The sequence below is a fragment of the Lysobacter sp. 5GHs7-4 genome (assembly GCF_021284765.1).
Lineage (GTDB): Bacteria > Pseudomonadota > Gammaproteobacteria > Xanthomonadales > Xanthomonadaceae > Lysobacter.
In genome coordinates this window covers 930,050-955,760 of the sequence record NZ_CP089924.1, presented here as the reverse complement: position 1 = coordinate 955,760, position 25,711 = coordinate 930,050, and the positions used below count along the sequence as shown (strand labels likewise).

20 protein-coding genes are annotated in these 25,711 nt (G+C 69.9%); 2 read left to right on the top strand and 18 right to left on the bottom strand.

Going from position 1 to position 25,711, the window contains the following annotated elements; all coding sequences use genetic code 11:
- Positions 1-20: 20 nt before the first annotated feature.
- The 13 genes from LVB77_RS04025 to LVB77_RS03965 all read right to left on the bottom strand — a co-directional run bounded on the left by LVB77_RS04025 (position 21) and on the right by LVB77_RS03965 (position 18,753).
- Positions 21-1,538, bottom strand: coding sequence for a hypothetical protein (locus LVB77_RS04025; RefSeq protein WP_232908930.1), 1,518 nt, complete (start codon positions 1,536-1,538; stop codon positions 21-23).
- A gap of 1 nt (position 1,539) precedes the next feature.
- Positions 1,540-2,430 (bottom strand): hypothetical protein, encoded by an 891-nt coding sequence (locus LVB77_RS04020; protein WP_232908929.1) that lies wholly within the window; start codon positions 2,428-2,430, stop codon positions 1,540-1,542.
- Positions 2,431-2,441: 11 nt separating this feature from the next.
- The gene (locus tag LVB77_RS04015; RefSeq protein ID WP_232908928.1) at positions 2,442-3,698 is read right to left on the bottom strand and encodes a hypothetical protein; all 1,257 of its coding nucleotides are present in this window, start codon (positions 3,696-3,698) and stop codon (positions 2,442-2,444) included.
- A 25-nt stretch (positions 3,699-3,723) separates the two neighbouring features.
- Entirely contained in the window at positions 3,724-5,076 is a 1,353-nt protein-coding gene (locus LVB77_RS04010; RefSeq protein ID WP_232908927.1) for a hypothetical protein, read from the bottom strand.
- A 120-nt stretch (positions 5,077-5,196) separates the two neighbouring features.
- Positions 5,197-6,255, bottom strand: a complete 1,059-nt coding sequence (locus tag LVB77_RS04005) for a hypothetical protein (RefSeq protein ID WP_232908926.1) — start codon at positions 6,253-6,255, stop codon at positions 5,197-5,199.
- A 41-nt stretch (positions 6,256-6,296) separates the two neighbouring features.
- On the bottom strand, positions 6,297-8,396 hold the full coding sequence (locus tag LVB77_RS04000) for a hypothetical protein (protein WP_232908925.1): 2,100 nt from the start codon (positions 8,394-8,396) through the stop codon (positions 6,297-6,299).
- A 164-nt stretch (positions 8,397-8,560) separates the two neighbouring features.
- Entirely contained in the window at positions 8,561-9,988 is a 1,428-nt protein-coding gene (locus LVB77_RS03995; RefSeq protein ID WP_232908924.1) for a S8 family serine peptidase, read from the bottom strand.
- Positions 9,985-10,782 carry a hypothetical protein gene (locus LVB77_RS03990; protein ID WP_232908923.1) on the bottom strand — a complete coding sequence of 266 codons (798 nt, stop codon included), beginning with the start codon at positions 10,780-10,782 and terminating at the stop codon, positions 9,985-9,987. The genes LVB77_RS03995 and LVB77_RS03990 overlap by 4 nt, the downstream gene beginning before the upstream one ends.
- Positions 10,779-11,030 (bottom strand): hypothetical protein, encoded by a 252-nt coding sequence (locus LVB77_RS03985; RefSeq protein WP_232908922.1) that lies wholly within the window; start codon positions 11,028-11,030, stop codon positions 10,779-10,781. The genes LVB77_RS03990 and LVB77_RS03985 overlap by 4 nt, the downstream gene beginning before the upstream one ends.
- Positions 11,030-12,001: a hypothetical protein gene (locus LVB77_RS03980; protein ID WP_232908921.1), complete on the bottom strand. Its 972-nt coding sequence runs from the start codon at positions 11,999-12,001 to the stop codon at positions 11,030-11,032. Before LVB77_RS03980 ends, LVB77_RS03985 begins: the two co-directional genes overlap by 1 nt.
- A gap of 10 nt (positions 12,002-12,011) precedes the next feature.
- Complete coding sequence (locus tag LVB77_RS03975; protein WP_232908920.1) at positions 12,012-17,096, bottom strand: N-acetylmuramoyl-L-alanine amidase; 5,085 nt, start codon at positions 17,094-17,096, stop codon at positions 12,012-12,014.
- A 9-nt stretch (positions 17,097-17,105) separates the two neighbouring features.
- Positions 17,106-17,444: a hypothetical protein gene (locus LVB77_RS03970; RefSeq protein WP_232908919.1), complete on the bottom strand. Its 339-nt coding sequence runs from the start codon at positions 17,442-17,444 to the stop codon at positions 17,106-17,108.
- A gap of 361 nt (positions 17,445-17,805) precedes the next feature.
- The gene (locus LVB77_RS03965) at positions 17,806-18,753 is read right to left on the bottom strand and encodes a BTAD domain-containing putative transcriptional regulator (protein WP_232908918.1); all 948 of its coding nucleotides are present in this window, start codon (positions 18,751-18,753) and stop codon (positions 17,806-17,808) included.
- Between the two features lie 340 nt (positions 18,754-19,093).
- Here LVB77_RS03965 and LVB77_RS03960 point away from each other — a divergent pair, with 340 nt between their 5' ends.
- Positions 19,094-19,453 (top strand): helix-turn-helix transcriptional regulator, encoded by a 360-nt coding sequence (locus tag LVB77_RS03960; protein WP_232908917.1) that lies wholly within the window; start codon positions 19,094-19,096, stop codon positions 19,451-19,453.
- Positions 19,454-19,456: 3 nt separating this feature from the next.
- Here the strand turns inward: LVB77_RS03960 and LVB77_RS03955 are convergent, their stop codons facing one another.
- The 4 genes from LVB77_RS03955 to LVB77_RS03940 all read right to left on the bottom strand — a co-directional run bounded on the left by LVB77_RS03955 (position 19,457) and on the right by LVB77_RS03940 (position 23,504).
- Complete coding sequence (locus LVB77_RS03955) at positions 19,457-20,248, bottom strand: MetQ/NlpA family ABC transporter substrate-binding protein (protein ID WP_232908916.1); 792 nt, start codon at positions 20,246-20,248, stop codon at positions 19,457-19,459.
- Positions 20,249-20,471: 223 nt separating this feature from the next.
- Positions 20,472-21,140, bottom strand: a complete 669-nt coding sequence (locus tag LVB77_RS03950) for a DsbA family oxidoreductase (RefSeq protein ID WP_232908915.1) — start codon at positions 21,138-21,140, stop codon at positions 20,472-20,474.
- A 127-nt stretch (positions 21,141-21,267) separates the two neighbouring features.
- Positions 21,268-21,798, bottom strand: a complete 531-nt coding sequence (locus tag LVB77_RS03945) for a GNAT family N-acetyltransferase (protein WP_232908914.1) — start codon at positions 21,796-21,798, stop codon at positions 21,268-21,270.
- A 56-nt stretch (positions 21,799-21,854) separates the two neighbouring features.
- Positions 21,855-23,504, bottom strand: coding sequence for a M28 family metallopeptidase (locus LVB77_RS03940; RefSeq protein ID WP_232908913.1), 1,650 nt, complete (start codon positions 23,502-23,504; stop codon positions 21,855-21,857).
- Between the two features lie 382 nt (positions 23,505-23,886).
- Between LVB77_RS03940 and LVB77_RS03935 the strand changes: the two genes are divergently transcribed.
- On the top strand, positions 23,887-25,164 hold the full coding sequence (locus tag LVB77_RS03935) for an MFS transporter (protein WP_232908912.1): 1,278 nt from the start codon (positions 23,887-23,889) through the stop codon (positions 25,162-25,164).
- A 75-nt stretch (positions 25,165-25,239) separates the two neighbouring features.
- Here LVB77_RS03935 and LVB77_RS03930 read toward each other — a convergent pair whose 3' ends face one another.
- Positions 25,240-25,671 (bottom strand): PepSY domain-containing protein, encoded by a 432-nt coding sequence (locus tag LVB77_RS03930; RefSeq protein ID WP_232908911.1) that lies wholly within the window; start codon positions 25,669-25,671, stop codon positions 25,240-25,242.
- Positions 25,672-25,711 lie beyond the last annotated feature (40 nt).

Below are 25,711 nucleotides of genomic sequence, written 5' to 3'. Positions count from 1 at the left end.
TCGTTTTGGCGCGGCGAACGCTAGCGCGGGGGTGAGGCCGGGGCGGTGGCAGGTGCAGTCGCCGGCGCCGTGGCCGGGGCGGTCGCCGGTGCGGTTGCAGGCGCCGTAGCCGGCGCGGTCGCCGGCGCGGTGGCGGGGGCCGTCGCGGGGCGCGCTGCGGTTGCTGGGGCCGTCGCAGGCGCTGTCGCTGGCGCAGTGGCGGGCGCCGTTGCGGGCGCTGTCGCAGGTGCCGTAGCCGGTGCCGTGGCAGGCGCGGTGGCAGGGCGCGCCGCGGTTGCGGGCGCCGCGGCGGGCGCCGCGGCCGGTGCGCTCGCAGGCGCGGCGGCGGGTGCAGGCGGACGCGAGGCCGTCGCGATCGCGCTGTCCATCGCGGTGCGGCGCTCGCGATCGCCCTGCTGTTGCGAGGCCAGGCGCGCGTTGCGCGCGACGTTGGGGTCGGGCTCGGCGGTCGGGTTGATCGAGGCGTTGCGGATGCGGTCGGCCTGGGCCTGCGCGGCCATCTGGTTCAAGGGCAGGTAATCGCTGCGGAAGTTCAGCTCGACCGAGGAGTTGAGCTCCAGGTCGGTGTTCATCTCCTCCGAGCTTTGCGAACGCTGGGTCGAAACGTAGCCGATGTTGTTCTCGACCTCGGCGCTGGCGCCCCAGGGCCCGACACCGAAGCTGCCGGACGCGCGCACGCGGTTGTTCATGTTGAACTGGCTGCCGCGGTCCTCGCTGGCGGCGCTGCGGGTGTCGACGTGGAAGCGCATCGAGGCGTTGATGCGGCCGCTGTCGATCACGATGCGCTGCATGCCCAGCATGACCATGGTGGCGAGCATCTGCTGGCGCTGGCGCGCGATGTAGCGCCGGGCCAGCGGCACCAGTTGCTCGGGGTTGCTGGCATCGACCGATTCCTCCGGCTCCATACCCAATTGCGCGCGGATCTCCTCCGCCGTCGGCATGGACGCGCCGCCGCGCAGGCGCAGGCGGATTTCCGCGGCCTCCTCGGGATCGACCTCCTCGCCCTCTTCCGGCTGCTCGTACTCGATCTGCTGCGGGAAGTGCTCGGCCACCCACTGGCGCACCTGGATGATGCTGAACTGGCTGCGCTCGAAGCCCTCGGCCGAGGCCGAGACGCTGTTGAGCAGTTGCACGTACATGTTCATCTGCTGCGAGCTGGAATCCAGCATCGCCTTGAACACGCCGTTGATCAGATCGGTCACGAAGCGCGGAAACGACACCGCGTTGAGCACGTTGCGGGTGGTGTCGGCGACGCGGTCGGCCGCGGCGGCGAATCCCGGCTGGTCCTGCGCGCGCGCCAGCGGCTGCGCGCGCTGTGCGATCTCGTCTTCGGCCTGGCCTTCCTCGGCGATCAGATCGGCCGCCAGCGCCGACACCCGCACCATCGAACGCGCCAGCGACTGTCGGTCCAGGTCCGACAGGGTGCGGTAGTTGGGCGAGCGCTCGAGCACTTCGCGCACGGCGCTGCGGATCCACGGCGGCGGCGGCGACGCGGCAGCCGGCGCGGGCACGGCGGCGCGGGCGGCGACGGCGTTCATATCAGGCCGCCGCGGACAGGGCCGGCGGCGCCACGGCCGCAGGCGCGGTGTCGCGTCCGGACAGCCAGCGCTGAGCCGAACCGATCAGCTCGAAATCGTCCGTCGCGATCTGCGGCGCGCTGTCGGCGTAATGTTCGGCCAGCCACAGCAGCACGGTCTGCCCGGCGCGGCCCTGGTCGACGCGCCGCTGGACGGCGCTGGCGCTGCGTCCCTGCTGGGCGCCGGCGACCGCGACCAGCTGCCACAGCGAGTTCACTCCGAACGCGGCCTGCAGCATGCGGTCGCGCAGGAAGCCCAGCGCCCGATTGATGTTGTCGACGATGTCGCGCGCGGCCAGCGTGGCCATCGGGTCCACGCGCAGCGCCAGGAACTCGCCCAGCGATCCGCAGGCGGTCTCCAGCGCGACGCGCTCGCGCAGATCGCCGCCGTCGGCCTGGGCGACGATGGCCTCGCACAGGCCCGCCATCAAACGGTCGAAGTACGGCGTTTCGATCACGCGCGCAAAGATCGCCTGGCGCTCGTTGGCGTCCAGGCGCTCGCGGCGCGCGCGCCAAAACGCGTTGATCAGCTGCGCACCCGGACCCAGCGGCTGGGTGATCGCGCCGCTGGCGAACAGGCCGGCGATCTGTTCGGCCGTCGGCAGCAGGCCGGCGGCCTCCAGTTCGGCGGCGAAGTACAGCGGCGCGGCGGCCTGCAGCTGGGCGCGGTCCATCGCGTTGGGCGCGCCCGGCGGCAGGTCGATCGCGCCCTCCAGCGGATCGGTCGACAGCGACAGCGCGAGCGCGGCCTGGCGTTCCAGCGCCGACAGCGACAGCGACAGGGCGCGCAGCAGCGGCTCGTGCTCGTGGCGCGGGCCGATGCGGATGTCCGGCGGCGGCGGGGCCAGGCGCATGCGCGTCGCCCTCAGCGATTGCCGCTGCCCTGGGCGCCGCCGGCGGCACCGCCGCCCGCGCCGCGCGCACCGGGCACGTAGTTGGGATCGACCGGGGTGGAGTTGCCCTGGATCGCGGCGATCATCGCCGGCGAGGCCAGCTTCTCCATCGGGAAGTAGTCCGACTTGAAGTTCACCCGCACCTCGCCGGTGAGCTTGGCCTTCATGTCCTGCTTGGACTCGGAGTCCTCGCTGACCGACGAGGACACCGTGGTCATGTGGCGCTGCACGTTCTCGTTGACCGAGCCCGCCGCGCCCCAGCCGAAATGCACGCCAGCCGCGCTGCGGTTGCGGTTCATGCTGGACTGGCTGTCGTACAGCGAGGCGCCGGCCGAGCGCGAGGCCTCGTCGCTGGCGCGGAAGTCGAACACGACCTTGGCGTTGATCGCGCCGTCGGTGACGACGATGCGGTTGATGCCCAGGATCACCATCGACGACAGCAGTTGCTGGCGGCTGCGCGCCATCTGCAGACGCGCGGCCTGGGTCAGGCGCGCCTCCTGGTCGGCGTCGGAGATATCGGTAATCGGATCGGCGATCTGCAGTTCGGCGTTGATGCGCGCCAGCGCGGCCTGGTCGTCGTCTTCGTTGATGTTGGCCAGGCGCGGGCCTGCGCCCTCGGAATCGCTGGTGTCGATGCCCAGGTCGCCGGGGAAGCGATCGACCAGCCAATCGCGCGCATTGTTGAGGCTGATGTTGTCGGCGGCGAACTGGTCGACGGTCTGCGCCACCGATTTGAGCAATTCGCCGTAGGCGTTCATCTGCTGGATCGAGGCGTTGACGATGGCCTGGAACACGTTCTGGATCAGGCCGCCGACGAAGGCGGGAAAATCCACCGAGCCCAGGTATTTCTTGAAGTTGTCGGCGCCCTGCTCGACCGAGCCGGCCTTGAAGTCGCTGCCGGCGAAGGTGCCGATCTTGTCGGAGGCCTTGCCCTTGGCCTGATCGACTTCGCCGGCCAGCGCGCGCGCCAGGCCGTCCCGGCTGGACTGGCCCTTGGCCAGGATGCCCTGCCCCGGCGTGAGTTCCTGCTTGGCCAGGCCGTCGGGATTGCTCATGTAGGAGGCCACGCGCACCATGTTGCGCGCCAGCTCCTGTTGTTCGGCCACCGGCAGTTCGCGGAAGCCCGGCGAGGATTCGAGCAGGCGCCGCACCTGCGGGCGCACGGCCGACAGGGTGTCGTCGTCCAGCCACGACGGCGGGGCGGCTGCGCTGCGCACGGGGTCGCTCATGGCCATCGCTCCGTTGGTCGCCGCCTCAACGCGTGGCCGGCGGTGTGGTCGCCGGCGCCGCGGCCTGCGCGCCCTGCGCGGGCGGACGCCCGGCCAGGGTCTTGACCATGCCCGGCTGCGCGTTCATCTGGATCGCGGCGATGGATTCGGGATTGGCCAGCTTCTCCAGCGGCAGGTAGTCGCTCTTGAAGTTGACCTCCATCGTGCCGGCCAGGCTGGCCTTGGTCTGCAGGCTGGCATCAATGGTGGTCTGCGAGGCCGAGGCCATCTTCAGCACCGGCTGCGCGGTGGTCTTGTAGGTGCCCTTGGAGTAGTAGCTGGCGTCGCGGTTGCTGCTCTGGTAGCCGGCGTCCTTGCTGTAGGAACTGCTGCGCTCGCCGCCCTCGGAGCTGCCCTCGTAATCGCCGCTGGAGGTGGTCGCGTACTGATCGCCGTAGTCGAACTGCTGCGCGCTCTTGCGGAACGACATGTTGTCGCGGGCCTGGAAGTCGTACATGACCTTGGCCGAGATCTTGCCGTCGGTGACCACGATGCGGTTGATGCCCAGCATCACCATCGTCGCCAGCAACTGCTGGCGGCCGGTCGCGACCTGGGTGCGCGCGGCCGGCACCAGCACGGCCTCGATCAGTTCGTCGTCGAGGCGTTCGATGGGCTTGTCCAGCGGCAACGAGCTGTTGAGCCGCGCCACCGCCGCGCGCTCGTCGACACCCTCGCGCAAGGTCACGCGCGGACCGGGCGGCGCGGCGCTCTCGTCGCCGAAACTGCCCATTCCACCGAATTCGCCGGTGTCCATGCTCAGCTGGAACATGTCCGGGAACTGCTCGACCAGATGGTCGCGGCCCTGGTTCTGGGTGGTGTTGTCGTCGCGGAACTGGTTGAGGCTCTTGGAGACGTCGGCGACCAGCTTGGCGTAGGCCTCCATCTGCTCGATCGAGCTTTGCACGATGGAATGGAACACGCCGTTGATCAGGCCGGCGCAGAACTCCGGAAAATTGACCTCGCGCAGCAAGGCGCCGGCCACGGCCGCGCCTTCGCGCGCGCTCTGGGCGGTGAACTTGCCGTCCTGGTCGGTGTTGCTGCCGCGCTGGCTGACCCGCGACAGGCCTTCGTTGGCCAGCGCGCGCACCTGCGGGCTCTGTTCGTCGGGCTTGAGCTTGATGCCGGGCTCGGCCAGGTAGCTGCCGATGCGCACCAGGCCCTGCGCCAAGGCTTCGCGCTTGTCCGGCGCGAGTTCATGGAAGGCCTGGCTGCTTTGCAGCAGCTCGCGCACGGCCAAGCGCGCGGATTCGTGGGTTTCGCGGCTGGCCACCGGCGCCGTGCCGGGGTCGGCGGCGCGCGCGGCAGGCGGGAAGATCGCGGATCTGACAGCGGCTGACATGGCTATGGCTCCGTCTCGATACGTCTGTGCAAAGTCCGGCGTCGGAACGTCCCGATCCGCCGATCAACAACCGAAGACGCCTGCGCCCAGGGGCGCGCGCCATCGCCACGCCCGTTCGTGTTACTGCAGCAAGCGCGCTTCCTCGATGCTGTCGCGCATCTCGAATTCGATCGGCCGCACGTACAGGCTGATGCGCGCCGGCGAGCTGGGATTGACGCGGATGCTGAGCACCGAGAAATGACCTTGCTCGCGCGCTTCCTCCATGCCGAAGGCTTCCAGCCAGCGCGACAGCGCCGCCAGTTGTCGCGGCCGCTCGGCCAGACCCAGCTTGAGCAGGTCCAGGAACCGCGCCGGCAGGTCGGGAATCGCCGCCAGCAGGATCTCCAGCTTGAGCTCGGCGCCGTTCGGCGCCTCGCGCACGCCCACCAGCACGCCGCCGTCGGGCAGGTCGAAACGCCCGCCCAGAGCGACGCCGACGATGCGCATCAGGCTGGGCAGCTGATGGCCGATGCCGAGCCGGTTCATCATCGGACCCAGTGCGGACACCTGCAGCTTGCCGCGATGCAGGAAGGTCACGCGCTGGCTGCCGCTGTCGCGCTTGCAGCCGATCGAGGTGAAGATCGGCATCAGGCTGGGCATTTCCGCCATCACCTGCCGCGTCAGCAGGCCCAGACCCGGCGACAGCGCTTCGATCTGGGTCGGCAACAGCTCGTAATAGATCTTGGCCGCGTACAGGCCGTCCTCGTCGAAGGCGCTGCCGAACCAGGCGCCGTAGTTCATCCAACTCAGGCCGCCGAAACCGCGCCATTCCTCGCTACGCGAATCGAACCAGCGCAGCGCGTCGCGCCCGAACACCGGCTGCACCAGCCGGCGCATCTCGCGCGTGGCCTCGTCGCGCCGGGCCACCGGCGCGGCGCCGGGGCCCAGCGGTTCGATGGTGAAGCGCAGCGTGTCCGGCTCGGTCTCCGAGAACGAGGGCTCGTACGGCACCGCGCCGGGCGTGAGCGCGTTGCGGGCGTAGGAGACGTCGTCGTCGGGCAGGCGGAAAGTGCGGTCGATCAGCGAATCCAGGTACGGCAGGGGATCGCGCGTGCCCAGGGCGCGCGCGGCGGTGGCGAGCGAACGCTTGACGTGCGTCGCCATGGGTTGCTTGCCGTGGTTGCTCGGGGGCTGGTTCATTGCGTTACTCCCGTTGGGGATTCAGGCGGCGGTGGGCGCGATCACATCAACGGCATCGAGCCGTTGAGGCCGCCGGTGAGCGAATCGATCGTTTCGCGCGCGAACGCGGGCATCTCGATCGGCTTGCTGGTGATGACCGGCGATTCGGTCGACTGCGAGTAGTGCTCGACGCTGTCGTCCTGCACGCCGCCCACCGCCAGCCATTGCTCGCAGGCCTGCAGCAGATCCCAGTCGTTGGGATCGACCGTGGGCTGGTCGCTGCCGCGCAGCTGCGGATTGGTCAGCGCGGACAGCGAGATCACCTCGCCGAAACGGCCGCTCAGGCGCTGGTGGTTGTTGGCGATCCAGCGGATGATCACCGCGCCGGCGCGGGCCTGGGTGCGATAGCGATGGGTGTTGCGGGTGCCGCCCAGGTAGTTGGCGTTGACCTGGTCGATCACCTGCCACAGGTCGCGCGCGCCGAAGGCGCCGCGGATCTCCGGATCGCTGAGCTGATCGCGGAACTCCAGGATCATCTGCTGCAGCTCGGTCGCGGCGAAATAGGCGATGCCGTAGCCGTTGAGCGACAGATTGGCGCCCAGGTCGTAGCCGGCCTTGCGCACCTGTTCCTGCGAGACCGCCACCGGGATGTTGCTGCGCAGGAGCCGGTCGACGCTGACCTGGCGACCGAACGAGGACACCGCCGACACGAAGCGCAGCCACAGCTCGTTGAAGTCGCGGTTTGGCTGGTTGCTGTTGGGATCGCCGCCGGGGGCGCCGAACACGCGCATGTACAGGTCGCGGCGCTCGCCCTCGGTGATGCGCTCGCCGGACTTCTTGTAGTAGTTGAACAGGTAGTCGCCGGCCTTGCCGCGGCCCAGCGGCAGCAGCCCGGCGCGGAACAGCTCGACGATGCGTTCGACCACCTGCGGCATGCGCATCTCTTCCAGCATGTAGGCGAAGTAGATCGCCTGCACCGCATGCAGGTTCTCCTTGATGATCTCGACGTCGGTGGCCGCTTCCAGGTCCGGCAGCATGATTTCCATGGCCGAGGGAGGCGCGCCGGAGACCACGCCGGTCTGCATGTCGTAGACGTTCTGGATGCGGCTGGCCAGCCAGGCGTCGTTGGCGCTAACGCCGTCGGTGGCCAGGCGTCGCACCACCGCGGCGACGTTGCGGCCGCTGAGCGCGCAGACGTTGTCGTTGGCGGCGGGCACGAAGGCGTTGCCGGTGTCGCGCATGTCCTCGGCCACGGACGCGTCGCTGGCCTCTTCCTGCGCTTCCTCGGCGGCGGCGCGCGCGGCGGTGGCGGCTTCGGCGGCGCGGCGCGCTTGTGCGGTGGCGGCGTCGGCGGCCTTGGTGGCGCTGGCCACGGCGCGGCGCGCGGCGGCGAGTTCGGCCTTGCTCGGCTTCTCGTCGCCCAGCGCCTCCAGTTCGGCCTGCTTGTCCTTGGCCGTGCGGGTGGCCGCGCGTGCGGCTTCGCGCGCGCTCACCGCGGCCAGGTCGGCCTCGCGCGCGCGCGCCTGCGCGGCCTGCGCCGCGGCGATCGCATTGCGTTTGGCGGCCGAGCCGTCGAGCGCGTCGTAGCGGGTGCGCGGATCCTCGTTGGGATCGATGCAGCCGACGATGGACGGATCGATCAGGCCCGAGTCGATCTGCGACCTCAGCACCACCGTGTAGCGCTGGCCGAGCTGGGCGTAGGCCGCGTCGAACAGCTCGCGGTTCTTGCGGTACTCGCCCTGCGCGGTGGAGATGCGCTGGACGAAGTCGGGCCGCGAGGCATCGGTGTAGCCGTCGACCTGGAGCAGGCCGCAGATCGAGGCGATCTCGCGCTCGTACTTGTCCAGCGGCTCGATCAGGTTGCCGGTCATGCGCTGCGAGCCGAGCAGGCCGTACTTGTGCACAAACTGCTTCTTGCGCTCCAGCTCCTCCCAGGCTTCCTGCTGGTGGGTGGCGGCGACCAGGCGGTAGAACGGGTCGATGACCACGTCGCTGCCCAGCTGCTTCTTGATCCGGGCCAGCTCGTCGAGCTGGCGGCTGCTCAGTCCGCCGCTGGTGTCGGCGGTCTTCTGGATGGTCTCCAGCACTTGCTGGCGGGCACGCAGCTCCTGGCGCTTCTTCAGCTCGCGCTCGCCCAGGTCGACCAGCAGGATACGTTTCATGACGGTTCTCTCGCGTTGGTAACGAAGGGGTTGGAGCGGGCGTGGCGCACGGCGTTACGCTGGTGTGCCGCGGCGCCCGCCGGTCTGCGGGACTTGCTGTGATGTCGTTTGCTCGCCATGGGGCTCTCCTCGGCAGCGTTGCGTGTGCGTGTGCGGTGAATGACTCAGGCCGCGGCTAGCGCGGGTGGAACATCGGTGGGTTCGTCGCCTTCCTCGCGGATCGCGCGGTCGATGCGCGCGTCCAGCGCCTGCAGCGCGGCCAAGGCATCGACCATGCCGTGACCGCAGCCCTCGACGCCGGCGCTGGCGAACGGACGCGCGCTCTCGATCAACACCTCGCGGGTCTCGGCGCTGTCCAGCGGCCAGGCGCGGCGCTGCGAGCGCGAGGCCAGCAGGCCGCAGACCGCGGCCACGAACGGCGAGGCGAAACTGGTGCCGCTGGCGGTCTGATAACCCTCCAGGCCGCAAGTGAGGATGTCGCGGCCCGGCGCGCAGATCGACACGTGCTCGCCGCGGGTGCTGAAGCTGGCCGGACGGCGCTGGCTGTCGATCGCGCCGACCGCGATCACGCCTTCGTGAGCGGCCGGGTAGTAATTCTCGGTCAGACCCGAGTTGCCGCTGGCGGCGACCAGGATCACGCCGCGCGCCAGGGCGTAGCGCACGATTTCTTCGTGCGGCTTGGGCGCGTCCGCGCCCAGCGCCGACTCGGGCGTGCCGAAGCTCATGTTGATGACCTTCACGCCCAGATCGATCAGGCGTTTCATGCCGGCGTCGATGTTGTCCAGCGCGCCGACGCCGAAGCGGCGTTCGTCCGCGCCCACCGCCGCACCCAGCACGCGCACCGGCGTGAGGCCGCAAGCGCCGGCGCCGCCGGGCGGTATGCCTTCGCCGCGCGCGACCAGGATGCCGGCGCAACCGGTGCCGTGGCCGACCTCGTCCTGCGGACGCTCGCCGCGGCGGCGGTAATCGCCGACCAGGGTCAGGCCGCCGACGGTGGACGGATCCAGATCGACGCTGTCGAAGCCGGCGCGCAGGCGCGTGGCCAGTTCCGCGTGCTGGATCGCCACGCCCGTGTCGGCCAGGCCGATCACGGTCGCCGGGTCGCCGGGCTCGTAGGCCAGGGCCTGCGGCAGGCGGATCAGTTCGCGCGCCCAGGCGCGCTTGCCGTCGTCGTGCGCAGTGGCGTCTGCGGGTACGGCGAACGGCGCGCGGCACAGGTGATCGGCACCGACGCGTTCGACCGTGGGCAGTTCCGCCAGCGCCTGCAACAGTGCGTAGGCGCCGCGGGGATCGCGCAGTTCGATGCGCAGCACCCGCGCCACGCCGCTGAGCTGCTCGACGTCGTCGAAACGGCGCGCGCCGGTCACGGCCCGCGCGCTGCGCGGCGTGCGCGCGCTGTGCAGGCGCGCGGCACGGAAGGCATCGCCGTGATGACGCAGCAAGCGATCGATCACGCCGCCGTCGATATGCTCGGCGATCGGGGTGCCGTATTGGGTGCAGGCGCGCAGGCCGGGCAGATGCTCGGGCACCTCGCCCAGGCGCAGGGTCACCAGCAGGCGGCCGGGCACGCGCGGGGACGTGGCGGCGTTCATGGACGGCCTCCGTTCGCGCCGTCGTTCCAGCGGCCGACATGCCCCTCGCTGAGCCGCACCGAGGCGATTTCGCCGCCGCCGAAATCCAGTTCCGCGTCGCAGCCCAGCTGGCTGGCCAGCGGCGCCAGCACCAGGCGGCCGTCGTCGCTCTCGACCACCGGCACCGCTTCGCCGGCCGCGCGCACCAGCGGCAGACGGCCGGCGCGCAAGGCCGGCGCGCTCAGGTGCACGCGTTGCGCGGCGCGCGCATCGCGGTCGTCGCCGCGTTCCACCCGCGTCACGCGCGGCGCCGAGGCGCTCATCAGCGCCTGCTGCAGGCGATTGACCGGCATCCGCGACAGGCGCGCGATCACGTCGGTGCCCGCGCTCTGCTTGAGTTCGTTGAGCTGGGTGATGGTGCGCACGCCGATGCGTTCCAGGCGGCGCTGGTCGTCCTCGGTGATCGAATCGCCCAGCGCTTCCTTGAGGCTGAACTTGGGATCCTCGGCTTTGAAGTCGACCGCGTTCTCCTCGATCATCGGCTTGGTGATCGTGGTCAGCGCCAGCTTGATGGTGCTGGCCTCGGCCTCGCCGGGGCCGGCGGGGCGCAGGTACACGTCGTCGTCGATCATCTGCACGAACGCGCGCAGATCCATCGACACTTCCTTCACCGCGAAGGTCAGCGGCAGCTTGCCGACGCGGGCCTTGATCGCCATCGCCGCCTGGGCCTTGTCCAACTGCTCGGTCAGGGCCTGAATGAACAGGTCGAAGGGCACGCCGCTGTCGCGCAGCAGGGCCGGCATTTGCGCGCTCATGGCGCACCTCCGTCGCAGCTCCAGCTCAGCGTGAGGCGCGAGGGCATCGTGTTCCAGGCATTGATCTCGCGGCTGCGCGGCAGGTCGGCCAGCAGCACGCAGCCGCCGTCGCGCAGGATCGGACGCAGCTCCAGCGGCAGCGTCATCTCGACGTTGGCCAGTTGCACCTGCACCGGCAATCCGCGCGCCTCGGCGGCGATCAGGCCGTCATGCAGTTCCTCCAGCAGCAGCGAGAGTTCGCGCAGCATCACGCGCCTCCCTCAGCCGGCGGCGGCGTCGGTGCGGCGGCGGGCGCCGCGGGCGCGGCCGCGCGCATCGCCGGCGAGTGGCGCTGCACCAGGGCGATCTTGGCCGCGTCGGCCAGGCGCTCCAGCGGCAGGGTCTCGCTGACGAAGTTGAGCTTGACCTCGCCGAACAAGTCGGCGCGGATGTTCGATTCGTTCTGGGCGTTGACCGCGACCGTCGACACCATGGTCGAACTCTGGCCGCTGTAGCTCAGCGCGCCGCGCTCGCCCCAGTTGTTGACCGCCTGCGGATCGGCGCCGACCGCGTAGCCGACCTTGGCCGCATCCTGCGCGGCGGCGCGGAACATCACCTTGCTGGTGATGCTGCCATCGCGCACCACGACCCGGTTCATGCCCAGCATGACCATGGTCGCGAGCAGTTGCTGGCGCTCGCCGCCGACCTTGAGCCGGACCTGCGGCAGTACGCGCTCCTCAAGGATCTCGGTGCTCAGTTCCTCGCCATCGACGCCGTACTCGCCCAGCCAGGTCGGCATCAGGCCTTCGGCGCGCGGCGCCAGCTGCACCTCGGTGCGCTCGCCGCCGTCGGGCAGCAGCAACTGCACGTCGCCGGGATAGCGCGAGGCCAGCCAGTCGCGGGCCTGGTTGGGGCTGACGTTTTCCTCGGTGAACTGGTCCAGGCTCTTGGCCACCGCGGCGACCAGGCCGGAGTAGCTCTCCATCTGCCGGATCGAGGCATCGACGATGGCGTCGAAGGTGCCGTGCACGAGTTGCGCGACGAAGCCCGGGAAATCGATCTCGTTGACCATCGCGCCGGCGCGGCGGGCGATGGTCTCGGTGGCCTGCGGCTTGGGCGCGGCCGCCGGCGTCGCGGCGGGCGTGCCCGCGGCGGGCGCGTCGGCCAGCGAGCGTGCAGGCGGCTGCGCTCCGTTCCTCGGAGGGAAGATCCTGCCGCGAGTGCCGTTGTGCTCGGACACGATGCGATCCTCAGGCCGTCGTCACCCAGCGGTTCTCGCGCTCGTAGCGGCCGTCGCCGAGCAGGCGCAGTTCGATGCGCGCCGCCGGGCTGCCCTGTGCGAGTCCGCTGAAGCGGTAGTCGATGCTCAGCTTCAGTGCCGCGACGCTGCCGACGTCGGCGGCGTCCTCGATGCGCGCGGTCGCTTCCACGCCGTAGGCCAGATTGGCCGGCGTGCCCGCGATCACGCGCACGTCGCCGACCGAGCCCTGCGAGGCGCGGAAGTCGATCGCGATCGGCAGCGGCGAGGACTGGCCTTCGATCGCCGGCCATTCGCCCAGATCGATGTGCACGTCCGCAGCGGCGGCCGAGCTCACGCTGGGCGACAGCAACGACGGCGACTTCAGGCCTTCGAGCTGGTCCAGGCTCCAGCGGCAGGCGCCGGCGCTGCCGCGCAGCACGCTCATGCGCGTGCCCGCGACGCGGCTGGGTTCGATCGGCTCGCGGGTTTCGCCGATGGCGGCGGTATCGCCGCCGACATCGAACGCGCGCACCGCGGCCGGCGGACGCGCCAGCCTCAGGCTGCCGCCCTGGCCCAGCGATTGCGCGGTCGGACGCGGCGCGTCCGGCGGCAGGTGCAGCACGCGCCAGTTGCCGTAGTCGGGTTCGGCCATGTTGCCGAAATCGGCGGCGAAGTCGGCGAACGGCAGCCAGTCTTCGTAGCCGTTGTTGGCCGGATGGAAATCGATAGGATCGGCGTCGAAGGCGATGCGGGTATCCCAGGGATTGAGCACCTTGACCTGCACGCTGGCCGGATCTTCCAGGTTGCCGCGAATGCCGGCGATGACCACCGCATGCGGCGCGCCGACGATCACCACCCACAAGGCGCCGCACTCGCGCAGCCACTGCGCCCATTGCGTGGGCGTGTTGTAGACGCTGGCGTTGGACGGGTGCGGAATCACCGCGAAGCCGTAGCGGTCGCGTACCGCGTTGAGCAGGTCCCAGCCGTAGGAACTGGCCAGCGATCCGCCGACCTGGTTGGCCAGGGTCTCGGGCGTGTAGGAGGCGTTGTGGCGCCACGACAGCAGCATCGCCATCGAGGCCGCCCAGCACGCGTCCTTGTTCGGTTGCGGCACCAGCACCACCGGGTAGTCGCTGCCCTCGCCCGACAGCGCGCGCACCGGACGGCCTGCGCCCAGCGCGAAGCTGGTGGCGCGGCCTTCGATCCAGTCGATCTTGGTCGGGGTGATGAAGCAGCCGCGGTTCAAGCCCTGCGCCGCCGGCTGGCCGGTCACGTGGACCGCGCAGACCTGCGCCTTGAGCTGACCGCTGCTTCTATCGAGGTGATAGACCGGCGAGCCGCTGGCGCCGTGCAGGGTCAGGATCGGGTACTCGATGACCTCGCCGTTGCTCTGCGAGGCGGCGTAACCGCCATGCAGGTGCTGCTTGTCGCCGTCGATCGCGGCGGTGAGTTCGGGCACCGCGTCGGACGCGCCGGAGTAGCCGCAGACCACGATCGGCATGTGCTCGGACGGAGTGGCGTTGAGGAATTCGAAGTACTGGCCGTTGGGCGCGGCGATCGGCACGTTCTCGATCACCGCTAGGTCGTTCTCCCAGTTGCCCGTGCCGGTGTAGCGCGGCGCGATACGCCAGGAAGAGCTGGGCAGGGTGCATTCGCCGAACGGCTTGCCGCTGCGTCCGTTCTGGCCCGGCACCACGGTCACGTTGACCTTGTTGTGCAGGTTGTGGGCGCAGGTCAGGATGCGGTTGGGGCCGATGTAGAAGCCGGTGCCGCCCCAGCCGTTGCCGGCGCTGTCGGTCATCAGCAGCTGGCAGATCGCCGAGTGCGGGAACGAACGCGTGTCGTCGACGCCGACGAACCATTCCTCGCGCGCCAGACTGAAGGCATCGTCCTGGCAGGTCAGCGCGCTCATCGGGTTGGACGGGTCGTAGTACGGCGTGATGATTTCCTGCGCGGTCGCGTAGGGGCGTCCCGGGAGCGCCAGCGCGGTCGCACGGCCGCGGCCGCGCAGGCCTTGGGCGGTCGCGGCCGGCGCGGGCGCGGCGGCCGCCGCGGCGGCGCGCACGCAATCCATGTAGTGGTCCCAGTTCCACAGGCGGCTCGGGCAATCGTGGTTGTCGCGCGGCGACGCTTCCTGGTGGCCGATGATGTGTTCGCGGTCGATCGGCAGGCCGTACTGCGCGCACAGCCACGCCACCAGCGCCGAGGAGGCCTGGTACTGCGCCTCGGTCGGGTCCAGTCCGCGCTTGTTGGCGACGTGCTCGATGCCGATGCCGTGGGTGTTGGCGCTGCTGGCATGCCAGGCCACGTCGTTGTTGCGCACCATCTGCACGACCTCGCCGTCGCGGCCGATGACGTAGTGGGCGCTGACGGTGATGTGCTCGTTGCGCGAGTTGCGCTGGTCGGGGTTCTGGAACCAGCCGATGGTGCCGGTGATGCGCGAGCCGCCGTCGGTGATGTGGACGACGATGCGGTCCACCGTGCGCTGCGTGCGCATGGTGCGGTAGTTGCCGCTGTAGGCCGGCGCGAAACGGCTGGCGCCCGGATACTCCGGCGCCGGCGCATCCAGCGCGCGCGCCTGGCGGTAGGACTGCTCGGCCGCCACGGTCTCGTCGGGGATGGCTTCGCAGATGCCCTTGTTGTCCTGCTCGTCGTCTTCCAGCGCCAGCGCGCGCGCGCGGCCGCGCGGGCCGCCGGGCATGCCCAGCGCGAAGGTGGTGGCGCGGCCCTCGATCCAGTCGATCTTGCTGGGCGTGATGAAGCAGCCGCGGTTGAGGCCCTGCGCCGCGGGCTCGCCGCTGACGTGGACCGCGCAGATCAGCGCCTTGAGTCCGCCGCGGTCGGCCAGGGTGTAGACCGGCGAACCGCTGGCGCCCATCAGCGACAGGATGGGATAGTCGATGGTCTCCGGGTTGGGCTGCTCGCGCACATAGCCGCCGTGCAGGTGCTGCTTGTCGCCGTCGATGATCGCGTCCAGTTCCGGCACCGCGCGCGAGGCGGCGGAGTAGCCGCAGACCACCACCGGCAGGCGGTCGGAGGGCGTGGCCTGCAGGAACTCGAAGTATTGCCCGCCGGGCGCGGCCAGCGGCACGTTGTCGATCACCGCCAGGTCGTTGTTCCAGTCGCCGTCGCCGCTGTAGCGCGGCGCGATCCGCCACGACGAGGACTGCACCGTGCACTGCCCGTAGGGCCGCCCGCCGGCGCCGTTGCGGCCGGGAATGATCTGCACGCTGCTCATGCCGTGCAGGTTGTGCGCGCAGGTCAGGATGCGGTTGCGGCCGATGTAGAAGCCGGTGCCCTGATAGCCCGAACCGTCGGGCGCGGTCATCAGCAGCTGGCAGATCGCCGAATGCGGATACAGCGAGGTGTTGGGCACGCCGGCGAACCATTCCTCGCGCGCCAGACTGAAGGCATCGGCCTGGCAGCTCAGCGCGGTGGACGGATCGGCGGGGTCGTAGAACGGGGTGATGATCTCCTGCGCGCGCGCATAGACCTTGCCGCCGCCGCCCAAGGACTGCGCGCGCGAGGTGGCGCGCTGCGCGAGCGAGAACGACACGCCGAAGCCGGCCGCCTCCTGGGCGATCCACTGGCGCTTGGCGGGCGTGATGCGGCAGCCCAGGTTGGTGGTGGCCGAATGCGCGGCCACGTGCACGCCGACCATGTGCGCGCGCGGGAAACTGCCGCCCTCGATCCAATACACCGGCGAGCCGCTGGCGCCGCCCAGGGTCTGCAGGTCGTAGTCGAAGGTCTCGTCGGTGGGCAGGCTGCGGATGTAGCCGCCGTGCAGGTGCTGCTTGTTCGGGTCGATGTTGTCGTTGACCCACTGTTCGATCGCGTCGTTGGCGTACCAACGCGCCGAGTAGCCGCACACCACCACGCCTTCGGGGCGCGACTGGGTGAGTTCCTCGACCAGATCGAAATAGCGATCGGACGGCACCGCGTTGGCGGCCGGCACGCGGATCACCGCCATGTCGAAGTCGCTGTTGCCGGCGCTGTAGGACGGGTGCTTGCGGCAATCGGCGGCGCGTACGCTGAAGCGGCCGAAGGGCTCGGTGGCGGTGCTCACGCCGGCGCCGTTCTTGCCCGGCACGATGATCAGTTCGCTCTGGCCGTCGACCACGTGCGCCGCGGTCAGCAGCAGGCAGGGGCCGATGAAGAACGCGCTGCCGTGCAGAGCGCCCTCTTCGCTGCCGTCGGGACGGCGCACCTGGCAGATCGCCGAATGCGGCGGCACCGTGGTGTCGGTGACGCCAAGGAACCAGATCGCGCTGCTGACGAAGAAGCCGATCTGGCTGGTGAGGGCGTCGAACCAGTTGGTCGGCTGGTAGTAGGGCGATACCAGCAGCGAGCGCGGATTTGGCGCCGGCGTGCGCGGCTGCGGCGCGTCGTAGCGCTGGCTGTAACGGCCGTAGGACTGCGCCGTCGCGGGCGCCGCATCCGGCGCCACGGGCGCGGGTGCGGGCGCCGCGACAGGCGCGGTGGGCGCTGCGGTGTCGTGGCCGTTGCTGGCCGGCGCGGGGCTGGCGCCCTGTTGCCACAGATCGTCGGAGTAGCCGTCGCTGTACGGCGCCGGTTCCGCGGGCGCGGGCGCGGCGCCGTTGCCGCGGCCGTTGCCGTTGACGCGCGCGACGCCATTGGTGACCAGGGCGTCGCCGCCCCAGGCCAGGCCGCCGTTGGCCGCGGCGCTGCCGTAGCCCGACACCGTGTCCAGGCGCGCGGTGCGGCGCAGGCCGCGTTCGGTCAGGCCGCTGAGATTGACGTACATGTTGCCGGCATCGGGGATCTTCACCGACACCGGACGGCTGCGGTCGCCTTCGTTGTAGGTCGCCAAACCGAAGTACAGACGCGGCTGGCCGACGAAGCGCGCGACCACGCTGGGCGGCACCAGGTACACCGCCTCGCCGCGGCGGGCGCCGCCGAGGACGCGGGTGGAGTAGAAGTTGCTGGCCGTGCGGCGGGCGCGGTTTTCGGACTTGAGCAGCTCCGGGTCGGTGGCCAGGCCGATCTCGAACAGCGGGTTCTCGCTGCGGACCGTGAAGCCCAGCACGCTGAAACGATCGTCGATCGATTCGCGGTTGGCTCGGATGAGTGCCATGACTGACTCCTATCGGCGCTTGCTTGCAGTGATGGAAGAAGCCGCATCGGCGCGCGCGTCGATCGCCGGCGCGCGGGCATCCAGCGCCAGTTCGATCGGCGTGCCGCCGACGTCGTTGATGACCGAAGAAATTCGTTCCCAGAACCGCTGCTGGGCATCGATGCCGATGCCTTCCAGGTGCGGCTTCATGAAATCGACCACCGATTCCAGATGGCGGAAGAAGCTGCGCTGGCCCGACTGCACGTGCTCGACCGAGCCGCGCCATTCGGCGACGGCGGCGTCGGCGTCCCCGCGCTCGCACCAGACGCGAACGATGAAGACGGCGGTACGGTCCTCGAGCAGTGCCATGGCCACGGTGCCCCTATGGATACGCTACGGGCCGAGGCTGCACCGCTGCGGTCACCGCGCCATCACCGCCGGATCACGACGGGATCACGCGCCGCGGGGTGGGTGTGATGCGGCGGTGATGCGGGGTGATCGGGCATGGCGGAGGCCGCGCGGGGCACGGTGGGATTGCGGGGTTGGAAGGTGGCGCGGGCAGGCGATCGCGGCTTACGCCGCTCCCACAGGGATGGCGGCGCGGCCTGCTCGGCAGTGCGTCGCCTCCCAATCGCGTCGCGGCGTTCTGTGGGAGCGGCGTGAGTCGCGATGGGGACTTACGAATGCCGCGACAGCAACAACTGCACAGCGGAGCCCATCGCCACGCCGCTTACCGCTCCAGAAACTGCAGACTCAACTGCAGCTGCGAATCCGCCGTCGCCAGATGCCGACGCGCCGCGTCGATCAGGCCATAGGCGCGCATGCCCTCGTCCGCCGTCATCGGCGCATAGCCGGGCATCGGCATCGGCGGCGGCATCGGCGGCGCGTAAGCCGTCGCCGCCGGCGCCGGTTCGCTGCCGATCGCGCTCTGGGCGATGCTCTGGTACAGCGTCATCGTCTCGCGCATCGGCTGGATCGCCAGCTCGCGCCGCAGCAGCTCGCGGCAGTGTTCGAACTGGCGCAACGCCTGCGCGCGCTGGCCGCTGAGCACGAGCAGTTGCATCAGGTCGCGGTGCACGTCCTCGCGCAGGGCGTCGTTGTCCAGGATCGCCTGCGCGTGGCGAATGCCTTCGGCGTAGTCGCGCCGGATCGTCGCCAACTGCACCAGCCGCCCCAGCGCGTTCAAGTAGCTGCGCCGGTGCTTTTCGCGCTCGCGCAGCGCCCAATCGTCGGTGACGTCGAGCAGGATGTCGGAGGTGTACATCGCGACGCCGCGGCGCAGGCCATCGATGTCGGCGTCGCTGAGCTTCTCCGGCGCACGGCTCAGGCCGGGCGTGACTAGGCGCTGGAACTCGTCCACGTCCAGCCACACCGCCGCCGGCCCGTTGAGGCCGATCGCGCCGCGGCGGTCGCACACGATCAGGTCGCCGTGCTTGAGCGGCGGTTTTTCCACCAGCCGCCGCAGGCGCCACAACGCGGTGTTGAACGAACCGGCGGTGGACGAGGACGCGCGCTCCGGCCACAGGCTGGCGAGCAGTTCGGAGCGGCTGAAGTAGCGGCCCCGCCCCAACGCCAGATAGGCCAACAGGCTGGCGCAGCGGCCGGCAATGGCGACGGTCTCCGACGGTGCGTCTTCGCTGGCGATCGACAGCGACCCGAACAGGCTGATCCTGAACATCCCGATGCTCCGTGCTGGGCCGGCGCGGCGCGCGCGGCGAGGATAGATCCGGACCGTCCCCCGTACCCGACACCGTGGCGGCGGTATCGACGGCAACGCCGCGGACCCCAGGGCCGCGGCGCGTGACCTGTTTCGCATATCCGCCCCCGAACTGAAAAGGGCGCGCCCGGCCTGTCCTCGGACAGCCGCACTAGCCGTTTGCTGTAGCCGTAAGCCGTGATGGCCTACCCGTCGCGTGGAAAGCGATACCGCACAACATTAGGCAAGAATCCCTTGCCGGTAAGCCGCGACGGGCCAAGGACCGGAAACCGCGACCAGGATGTCGACCAAGGAGCGATGCGTGAGTGGCTTGTCGTTGAGAATTCGCAAAGCCAGGGCCCTGACCACCCTGTCCCAAGCCGAGCTGGCACGCCGCATCGGCGTCAAGCGCAGCGCGGTCACGCAGTGGGAACACCCGGCGGGCACCACGCCCAGCGTGGAACACCTGATCCAGATCGCGCAGGAGACCGGCCTGAGCTTCGAATGGCTGGCCACCGGCCGCGGGCCCAGCCGCTGCGAGGGCGCCGAGCAGGCGCCGGCGGTGATCGTCGACGACTATGCGCGCGACGAGCACGAGAGCGAGGCGCTGTCGCATTTCCGCCGCCTGTCCGGCAGCCGCCGGCGCATGGCCTTGGAAATCCTGCAGATCCTCGGCGGTTGAGATTCAGAACGCCGGCAGCACCGCGCCGCGATAACGCGTCTGGATGAACACCTTGACCTCGGGCCGGGTCAGCGCGGCGGCGAGCTTGAGCACCTTGGGATCGCGCACGTTGTCGGGGCGCGCGACCAGGAAATTGACGTAGGGCGACTCGCGGCGCTCCAGCGTCAGCGCGTCGCGGATCGGGTCCAGCCCGGCCTCCAGCGCGTAGTTGGTGTTGATCACCGCCAGATCGACCCGCTCCAGCAGCTCGGGCAGGCGCTCGGAGTCGTATTCGCGCAGCACCAGCTTGCGCGGGTTGGCGATCACGTCGCCCGGCAGGGCCAGCGGATTGTCGGAATCGCGCAGCTCGATCACGCCGGCGTGGTGCAGCAGGATCAGCGCGCGGCTGTTGTTGCTGGGCTCGTTGGGGATCGCGACCACCGCGCCCACCGGCAGCGCCTTCAGCGATTCGTAGCGCTGCGAATAGGCGCCCAGCGGTTCGATATGCACGCCGATCACGGGCGTGAGCCGGGTGCCGTGCTCGCGGTTGTACGCTTCCAGGAACGGCGCGGTCTGAAAATAATTCACGTCGACCAACTTGCTGGCGACGCGGTCGTTGGGCTGCGCGTAATCCTTGTACACCTGCACTTCCAGCTTGACGCCGTTCTTGGCCAGCAGCGGCTTGACCACGTCCAGGATCTCGGCGTGCGGCACCGCGGTGGCGGCCACGGTCAGCGTCTCCAGCGGCGCCTCTTCGCCGGCCGAACAGGCCGTGAGCGCGACCAGCGCGAACGCGTACAGACCGAACTTCTTCATCGCGGGCACCGGAAAGGAGGGAAACGCAAGATCGATACGGGCCGTCGCGCGACGGCCCGCGGATCGAAACGGAGAACGCATGCTCAACCGGACGCGAACGACCGCAGGCGTCGGCTAGCGACTAAACCTGCCATTCGCCGCCATCGCGCGCGCATGCGCGATGGAGCGCAACCATATCAGGAGCACACGTGCCATTGCAGTGCCATCAGGCACTCTCCAAGCCTTAGCCCACGACGCCCTGCGTGGGTTCCAGTCCGGCGATCTGGCGCAAGGCGCGCTCGAACAATTCCACCGGCTGACCGCCCTGGATCAGATGGCGATCGTTGATGATCACCGACGGCACCGCGCTGATGCCCTGGCTCTGGTAGTGACGTTCCTGCGCGCGCACCTCGTCGGCGTACTCGCCGCTGGCCAGGATCTGCCTGGCGCGCGACGCGTCCAGGCCTACCGACGCGGCCACTTCGGCCAAGGTTTCGTGCGCCGAAACGTCGCGCCCCTCGGTGAAATAGGCGCGCAACAGCGCGTGCTTGAGCGCGCGCTCGTGCTCGCCGCCCTCCAGCGCCGCCCAATGCAGCAGGCGATGGGCGTCGAAGGTGTTGTAGATGCGGTTGCGCAGGTTGAACTCGAAGCCCAATGCGGCGCCGCGCTGGCGCAGCGCTTCGCGATTCTGCGCCAGCTGGGCCGGCGTGGAACCGTACTTCTCGATCAGATGCTCGTCGATGTCCTGTCCCTGCGGCCCCATCTGCGGATTGAGCTCGAAGGGCTGGAAGTGCAGCTCGACGTGGAGATCGCCGCCGACGCGCGCGATCGCCTGCTCCAGCGACTTCAGCCCGACCGCGCACCAGGGGCAGGAAACGTCGGAAACGAAATCGATCTTCAGCGGCTGGGACATGGCGACACCTGGCAGGGACGGCCGACGCGCGGCCCGATCGTTACAAGATGCGGCGTCGCGCGCGCGGCTTCAACCGTGTCATGGCGTCATGGATGAGCCGTAGCGTTCCAGTCCTGGCGCGCGCGTCTCAGTCCAGCGCCAGACTCAGGATGCGGTCGTCGTAGTCGCGCCCGCCGACGTTGAAGCTGCGCGTGCCGACCGCGCGGAAGCCGGCGCGCTCGTAGAAGCCGATCGCGGCGGCGTTGCCAGCATAGACGCCCAGCAGCAGGCGGCGCGCGCCGGCCGCGCGTGCGTGCGCCACCGCGGCCGCCAGCAGGCGCTTGCCCCAACCGCCGCCATGGAAACGGCTGAGCAGGTAGATGCGCTTGAGTTCGAGATCGTCGGCGGCCAGATCGGCCAGCGGCAACTGCGCCGGCGCGACCACCGCATACCCCACCGGCGCGTCGCCAGGCTCGGCTTCGGCCAGCCACAGCGCGCAGGCCGGATCGTCCAGCCAGGCGCGGTAGACGGACGGCGCATGCGCGCGTTCGCAGTGCTGGACGATGTCGCGGCCGCCGAGGATGCCGGCGAAGGTTTCCAGAAAGCTGGCCTGGCCGACCAGGGCCAGTGCGGCCTCGTCGCCGCCGGCGCAGGGCCGCAGTCGCAGTTCGTGGCTCATTCGTCGATCGCTCGCGATCGCCGCCCGCTCCTGCACGGAGCGGACGGCGGCTGGGTTTACTTGCGCTCGCCGGCGGAGGCGTCGCGCGCGGCGCGGAATTCCGAATCCTGGCTCCAGTTCGGCCAGCGCTTGGAGTTGGCCAGGCCGTTGCCCAGCGTGTACAGCAGCTCCAGATCGCGCGCCATGCCGGTGAAGCTCCAGCTGGCTTCCCACTGGTCGGCCGGCTGGTGATAGCGATCGGCGGTGTAGGCCTGCTGCGCCGCTTCGCCCGCGGCGCGGCCGCCGTCGACCTTGTCGTCGCCGGAGCCGAACGAAATCGCCGGCACGCCGCGCTTGGCGAACGGGAAGTGATCGGAGCGGAAGAAGTGGCCGGCTTCGGGCTTGGGATCGGTGACGTAGCTCAGGTCCCAGCGCTTGGCCAGGTCGATCAGCTCGTCCAGCAGCTCCTGCTTGGCGCTGCCGGAGGTGGTGAAGTCGCGCGCGGGACCGGTCGGATCCAGCGCGTCGGTGTTGATCACCGCCACGGTCTTGGCCAGCGGATACAACGGCTTGGACGAGTAATACTCCGAGCCCAGCAGGCCCTTCTCCTCCGCGGTCACCGCCAGAAACACCACCGAACGCTGCGGCTTGGGCCCATGGGCGAAGGCGCGGCCCATTTCGATCAGCGCCGCGGTGCCGGTGGCGTTGTCGACCGCGCCGTTGTAGATCGTGTCGCCCTTGGCGTCCGGCGCGCCCACGCCCAGGTGATCCCAGTGCGCGCTGTAGATCACGGTCTCGTCCGGGCGCTGGGCGCCGTCGACGCGGCCGACGATGTTCTGCGAGGTGATGATTTCGCTCTTGACCTGGTAGCTGGCCGACAGGGTCGCGCCCTTGAGCTCGACCGGCTTGAAATCGCGCGTCTGCGCCTGGCGCTTGAGCGCATCGAAATCCAGGCCGGCGCGCTTGAACAGATCGACCGCGAAATCGCGCTGGATCCAGCCTTCCATGGTCGGATGGGTCGCGCCGGGACGGTCGCGGACCACGTCGAACATGGTGTTGGTGTTGGAGTTCTTGACCGTGGCCCAGCCGTAGGACGCCGGATCGGTCTCGTGCACGATCAGCAGGCCCACCGCGCCCTGGCGCGCGGCCTCTTCGTACTTGTAGGTCCAGCGGCCGTAGTAGGTCATGGCTTTGCCGCCGAAGTCGCCCGCGCCGCTCTCGAAATCGGGATCGTTGATCAGCACCACCGCGATCTTGCCCTTGAGATCGACGCCCTTGAAGTCGTCCCAGTTGCGCTCCGGCGCCTTGACGCCGTAACCGGCGAACACCAGCGGCGCATCGGCGATGGAGACCTTGCTGGAGCCGTCGAGCGCGGCGCGCACGGCGATCTCGTTGCCCTGACTCAGGCGCTGCGATTTGCCGGCTACCGTCACCGACAGCGTCGGCGTGCCGTCGATCTGCGCGCGCTTCAGCGGCACCGCCTGGGTCCAGGCGCGTTGCCCGTCCTTGAGATCGCCACCGGGCTGTAGGCCCGCCGCCTTCATCTGCGCGACCACGTAGTCGATGGTCTTGGTCTCGCCGGCGGTGGCCGGGCCGCGGCCTTCGAACTCGTCCGAGGACAAGGTCTTGACCTCGTCGGACAGGCGCTGGGGATCGAACTTCGGCGCCTCGGCGGCCAGGGCCGCGGATACCGACAGGGACAGCATGGACGCAACCAGCAGTTTCATGGGCGCAACGCCTGAGGTCAGAGTGCGGCCGATACTAGAGGAGCGCGGAACGGGCGGTCCAGCGGCGGAAGTCAGGGGCGGTTGTGCGGACTTTGCGAAATCGGTGGTTTCGGCGCCCATCGCTTGGAATGCTGCGTTGTCGGAACGGGACCGCCGCGCATTCATGTTTGCGGCACACTGTCGCCTACGGCGATGCGGAGAGAACCGCAGCGCCGCGTCCCCCACCCGAAGCACCCGCCGATCGCCGCGCGAGCCCGTCGCTCGTCGCAGTCGGCAGCAGCCTGCGCTGCTGCGCGGTCGGCCCGCGCCTCCCCGATGGCAGCACCGCGATGAGCCCCGTTATCCGCCGTACCCCGTCCATTCCCGCGCCCCGGTGCGCGCGATGAGCGCCGCCGTGTCCGCATCGCCGGCCCTGCGGCCGCGCTCGCTGTGGCAAGGACGCGCGCTGGTGCTGGCCGGCATCGTGCTGTCGGCGTTCACCCTGCGCACCGCGGTGACGTCGCTGACGCCGTTGCTGGACAGCCTGGGGCGCGAATTCGGATTCGGCCCGACCATGACCGGCGTATTCGGCATGGTGCCGACCGCGGCGTTCGCGGTGTTCGGCGTGCTGACGCCGGCGATCGCGCACCGCCTGGGCCTGGAGCGCGCTGCGCTGACCGCGATGGCGATGGCCGCGCTGGGCCTGCTGGCGCGCGCGTTCGCCGCCGACACCTGGCAACTGCTCGCGGCCTCGGCGGTGGCGCTGTCGGGCATGGGCATCGGCAACGTGGTGCTGCCGCCACTGGTGAAACGCTATTTCGCCGACCGCGTCGGCGCGGTGAGCTCGCTTTACATCACCGTGCTGCAGTTGGGCACGATCCTGCCGGCGTTGGCCGCGGTGCCGCTGGCGCAAGCCGCGGGCTGGCGCGTGTCGCTGGGTTCGTGGTCGCTGGTGGCGGTGGCTGCGGCGCTGCCGTGGATCGCGGCGCTATGGATGGAACGCTACGGCCGCTCCGCGCAGGCGCGCGCGCTTGCCGCCGCGCACGATGCCGCGGTCGCGCCCAGCGATGCCGCGCCGGAACTCGCCGCGCCCGCGCCGCGCGGCCGGGTCGGGCGTTCGTCGGTGGCCTGGGGCATGGCGCTGATGTTCGGCATGACCTCGCTGATCACCTATTCCATGTTCACCTGGCTGCCGAAACTGCTGGTCGAGGCCGGCGGCAGCCCGGCGCTGGGCGGCAGCATGGTCGCGCTGTTCTCGACCCTGGGCCTGATCGCGGCGCTGGCGCTGCCCGCGCTGGCGGTGCGCATCGCCAACCCGTTCCCGGTGGTGCTGGCCTGCGTGGTCATGTACCTGGGCGGTTTCGCCGGCCTGCTGTGGGCGCCGATGTCGGCGACGCTGTTGTGGGTGGCGCTGCTGGGCCTGGGGCCCAGCACCTTCCCGTTGTCGCTGACCCTGATCAACTTGCGCACTCGCAGCCAGACCGGTTCGGCGGCGCTGTCGGGGTTCATGCAGGGCGTGGGCTACAGCATCAGCTGCATCGGCCCGCTGCTGTTCGGCTGGCTGCACGAAACCAGCCACGGTTGGCTGCTGCCGTTCGGCTTCCTCAGCCTGTGCCTGGTGGTGCTGACCATCGGCGGCTATCTCGCCTGCCGGCCGCGCATGCTGGAAGACACCTGGTAAGACGCAAGAAGATCGCGCCGCTGTTCGCGGCGCGATCGTTTTCGTTTCGATTGGTTTCGCTGCGGTCGGGCGCGATCAGTCCTTTTCGGCACCGATTACGCGGCCGTTCTTGGGATCGATCTTGATCTCGACATCGCGGCCGGCCGGATCGTCGGCCTCGGCGTTCCAGATGCCATCCTCGTAATCGACGTCGTGGACGTTGGTGTAGCCGGCCACGGCCAGGCGCGCGCGCACGTCGGCCTCGCTGAGGTTGGCGACCTGTTCGTCCGGATAGACGCGGCCGGTCTTCGGATCCAGGCGCACGTCGACGCGGTTGCCCTCGGCGCTGCGCGCGTCGGCTTTCCACACGCCATCCTTGAACTCGATGTCGTTGATGTGGGTGTAACCCTGTTCGGTGAGCTGGGCGCGGACCTTGGCTTCGGTCAGGGCCTCGCGCGCGAGCACGGTGCCCGATGCGGCCAGCGCGATCGCGAGTACGGCGGTGCGAAGTACGACGGTGCGGCTCATGGCAGCCTCCTGATGGAAGGTGCACCGAGTCTGTGCAGGC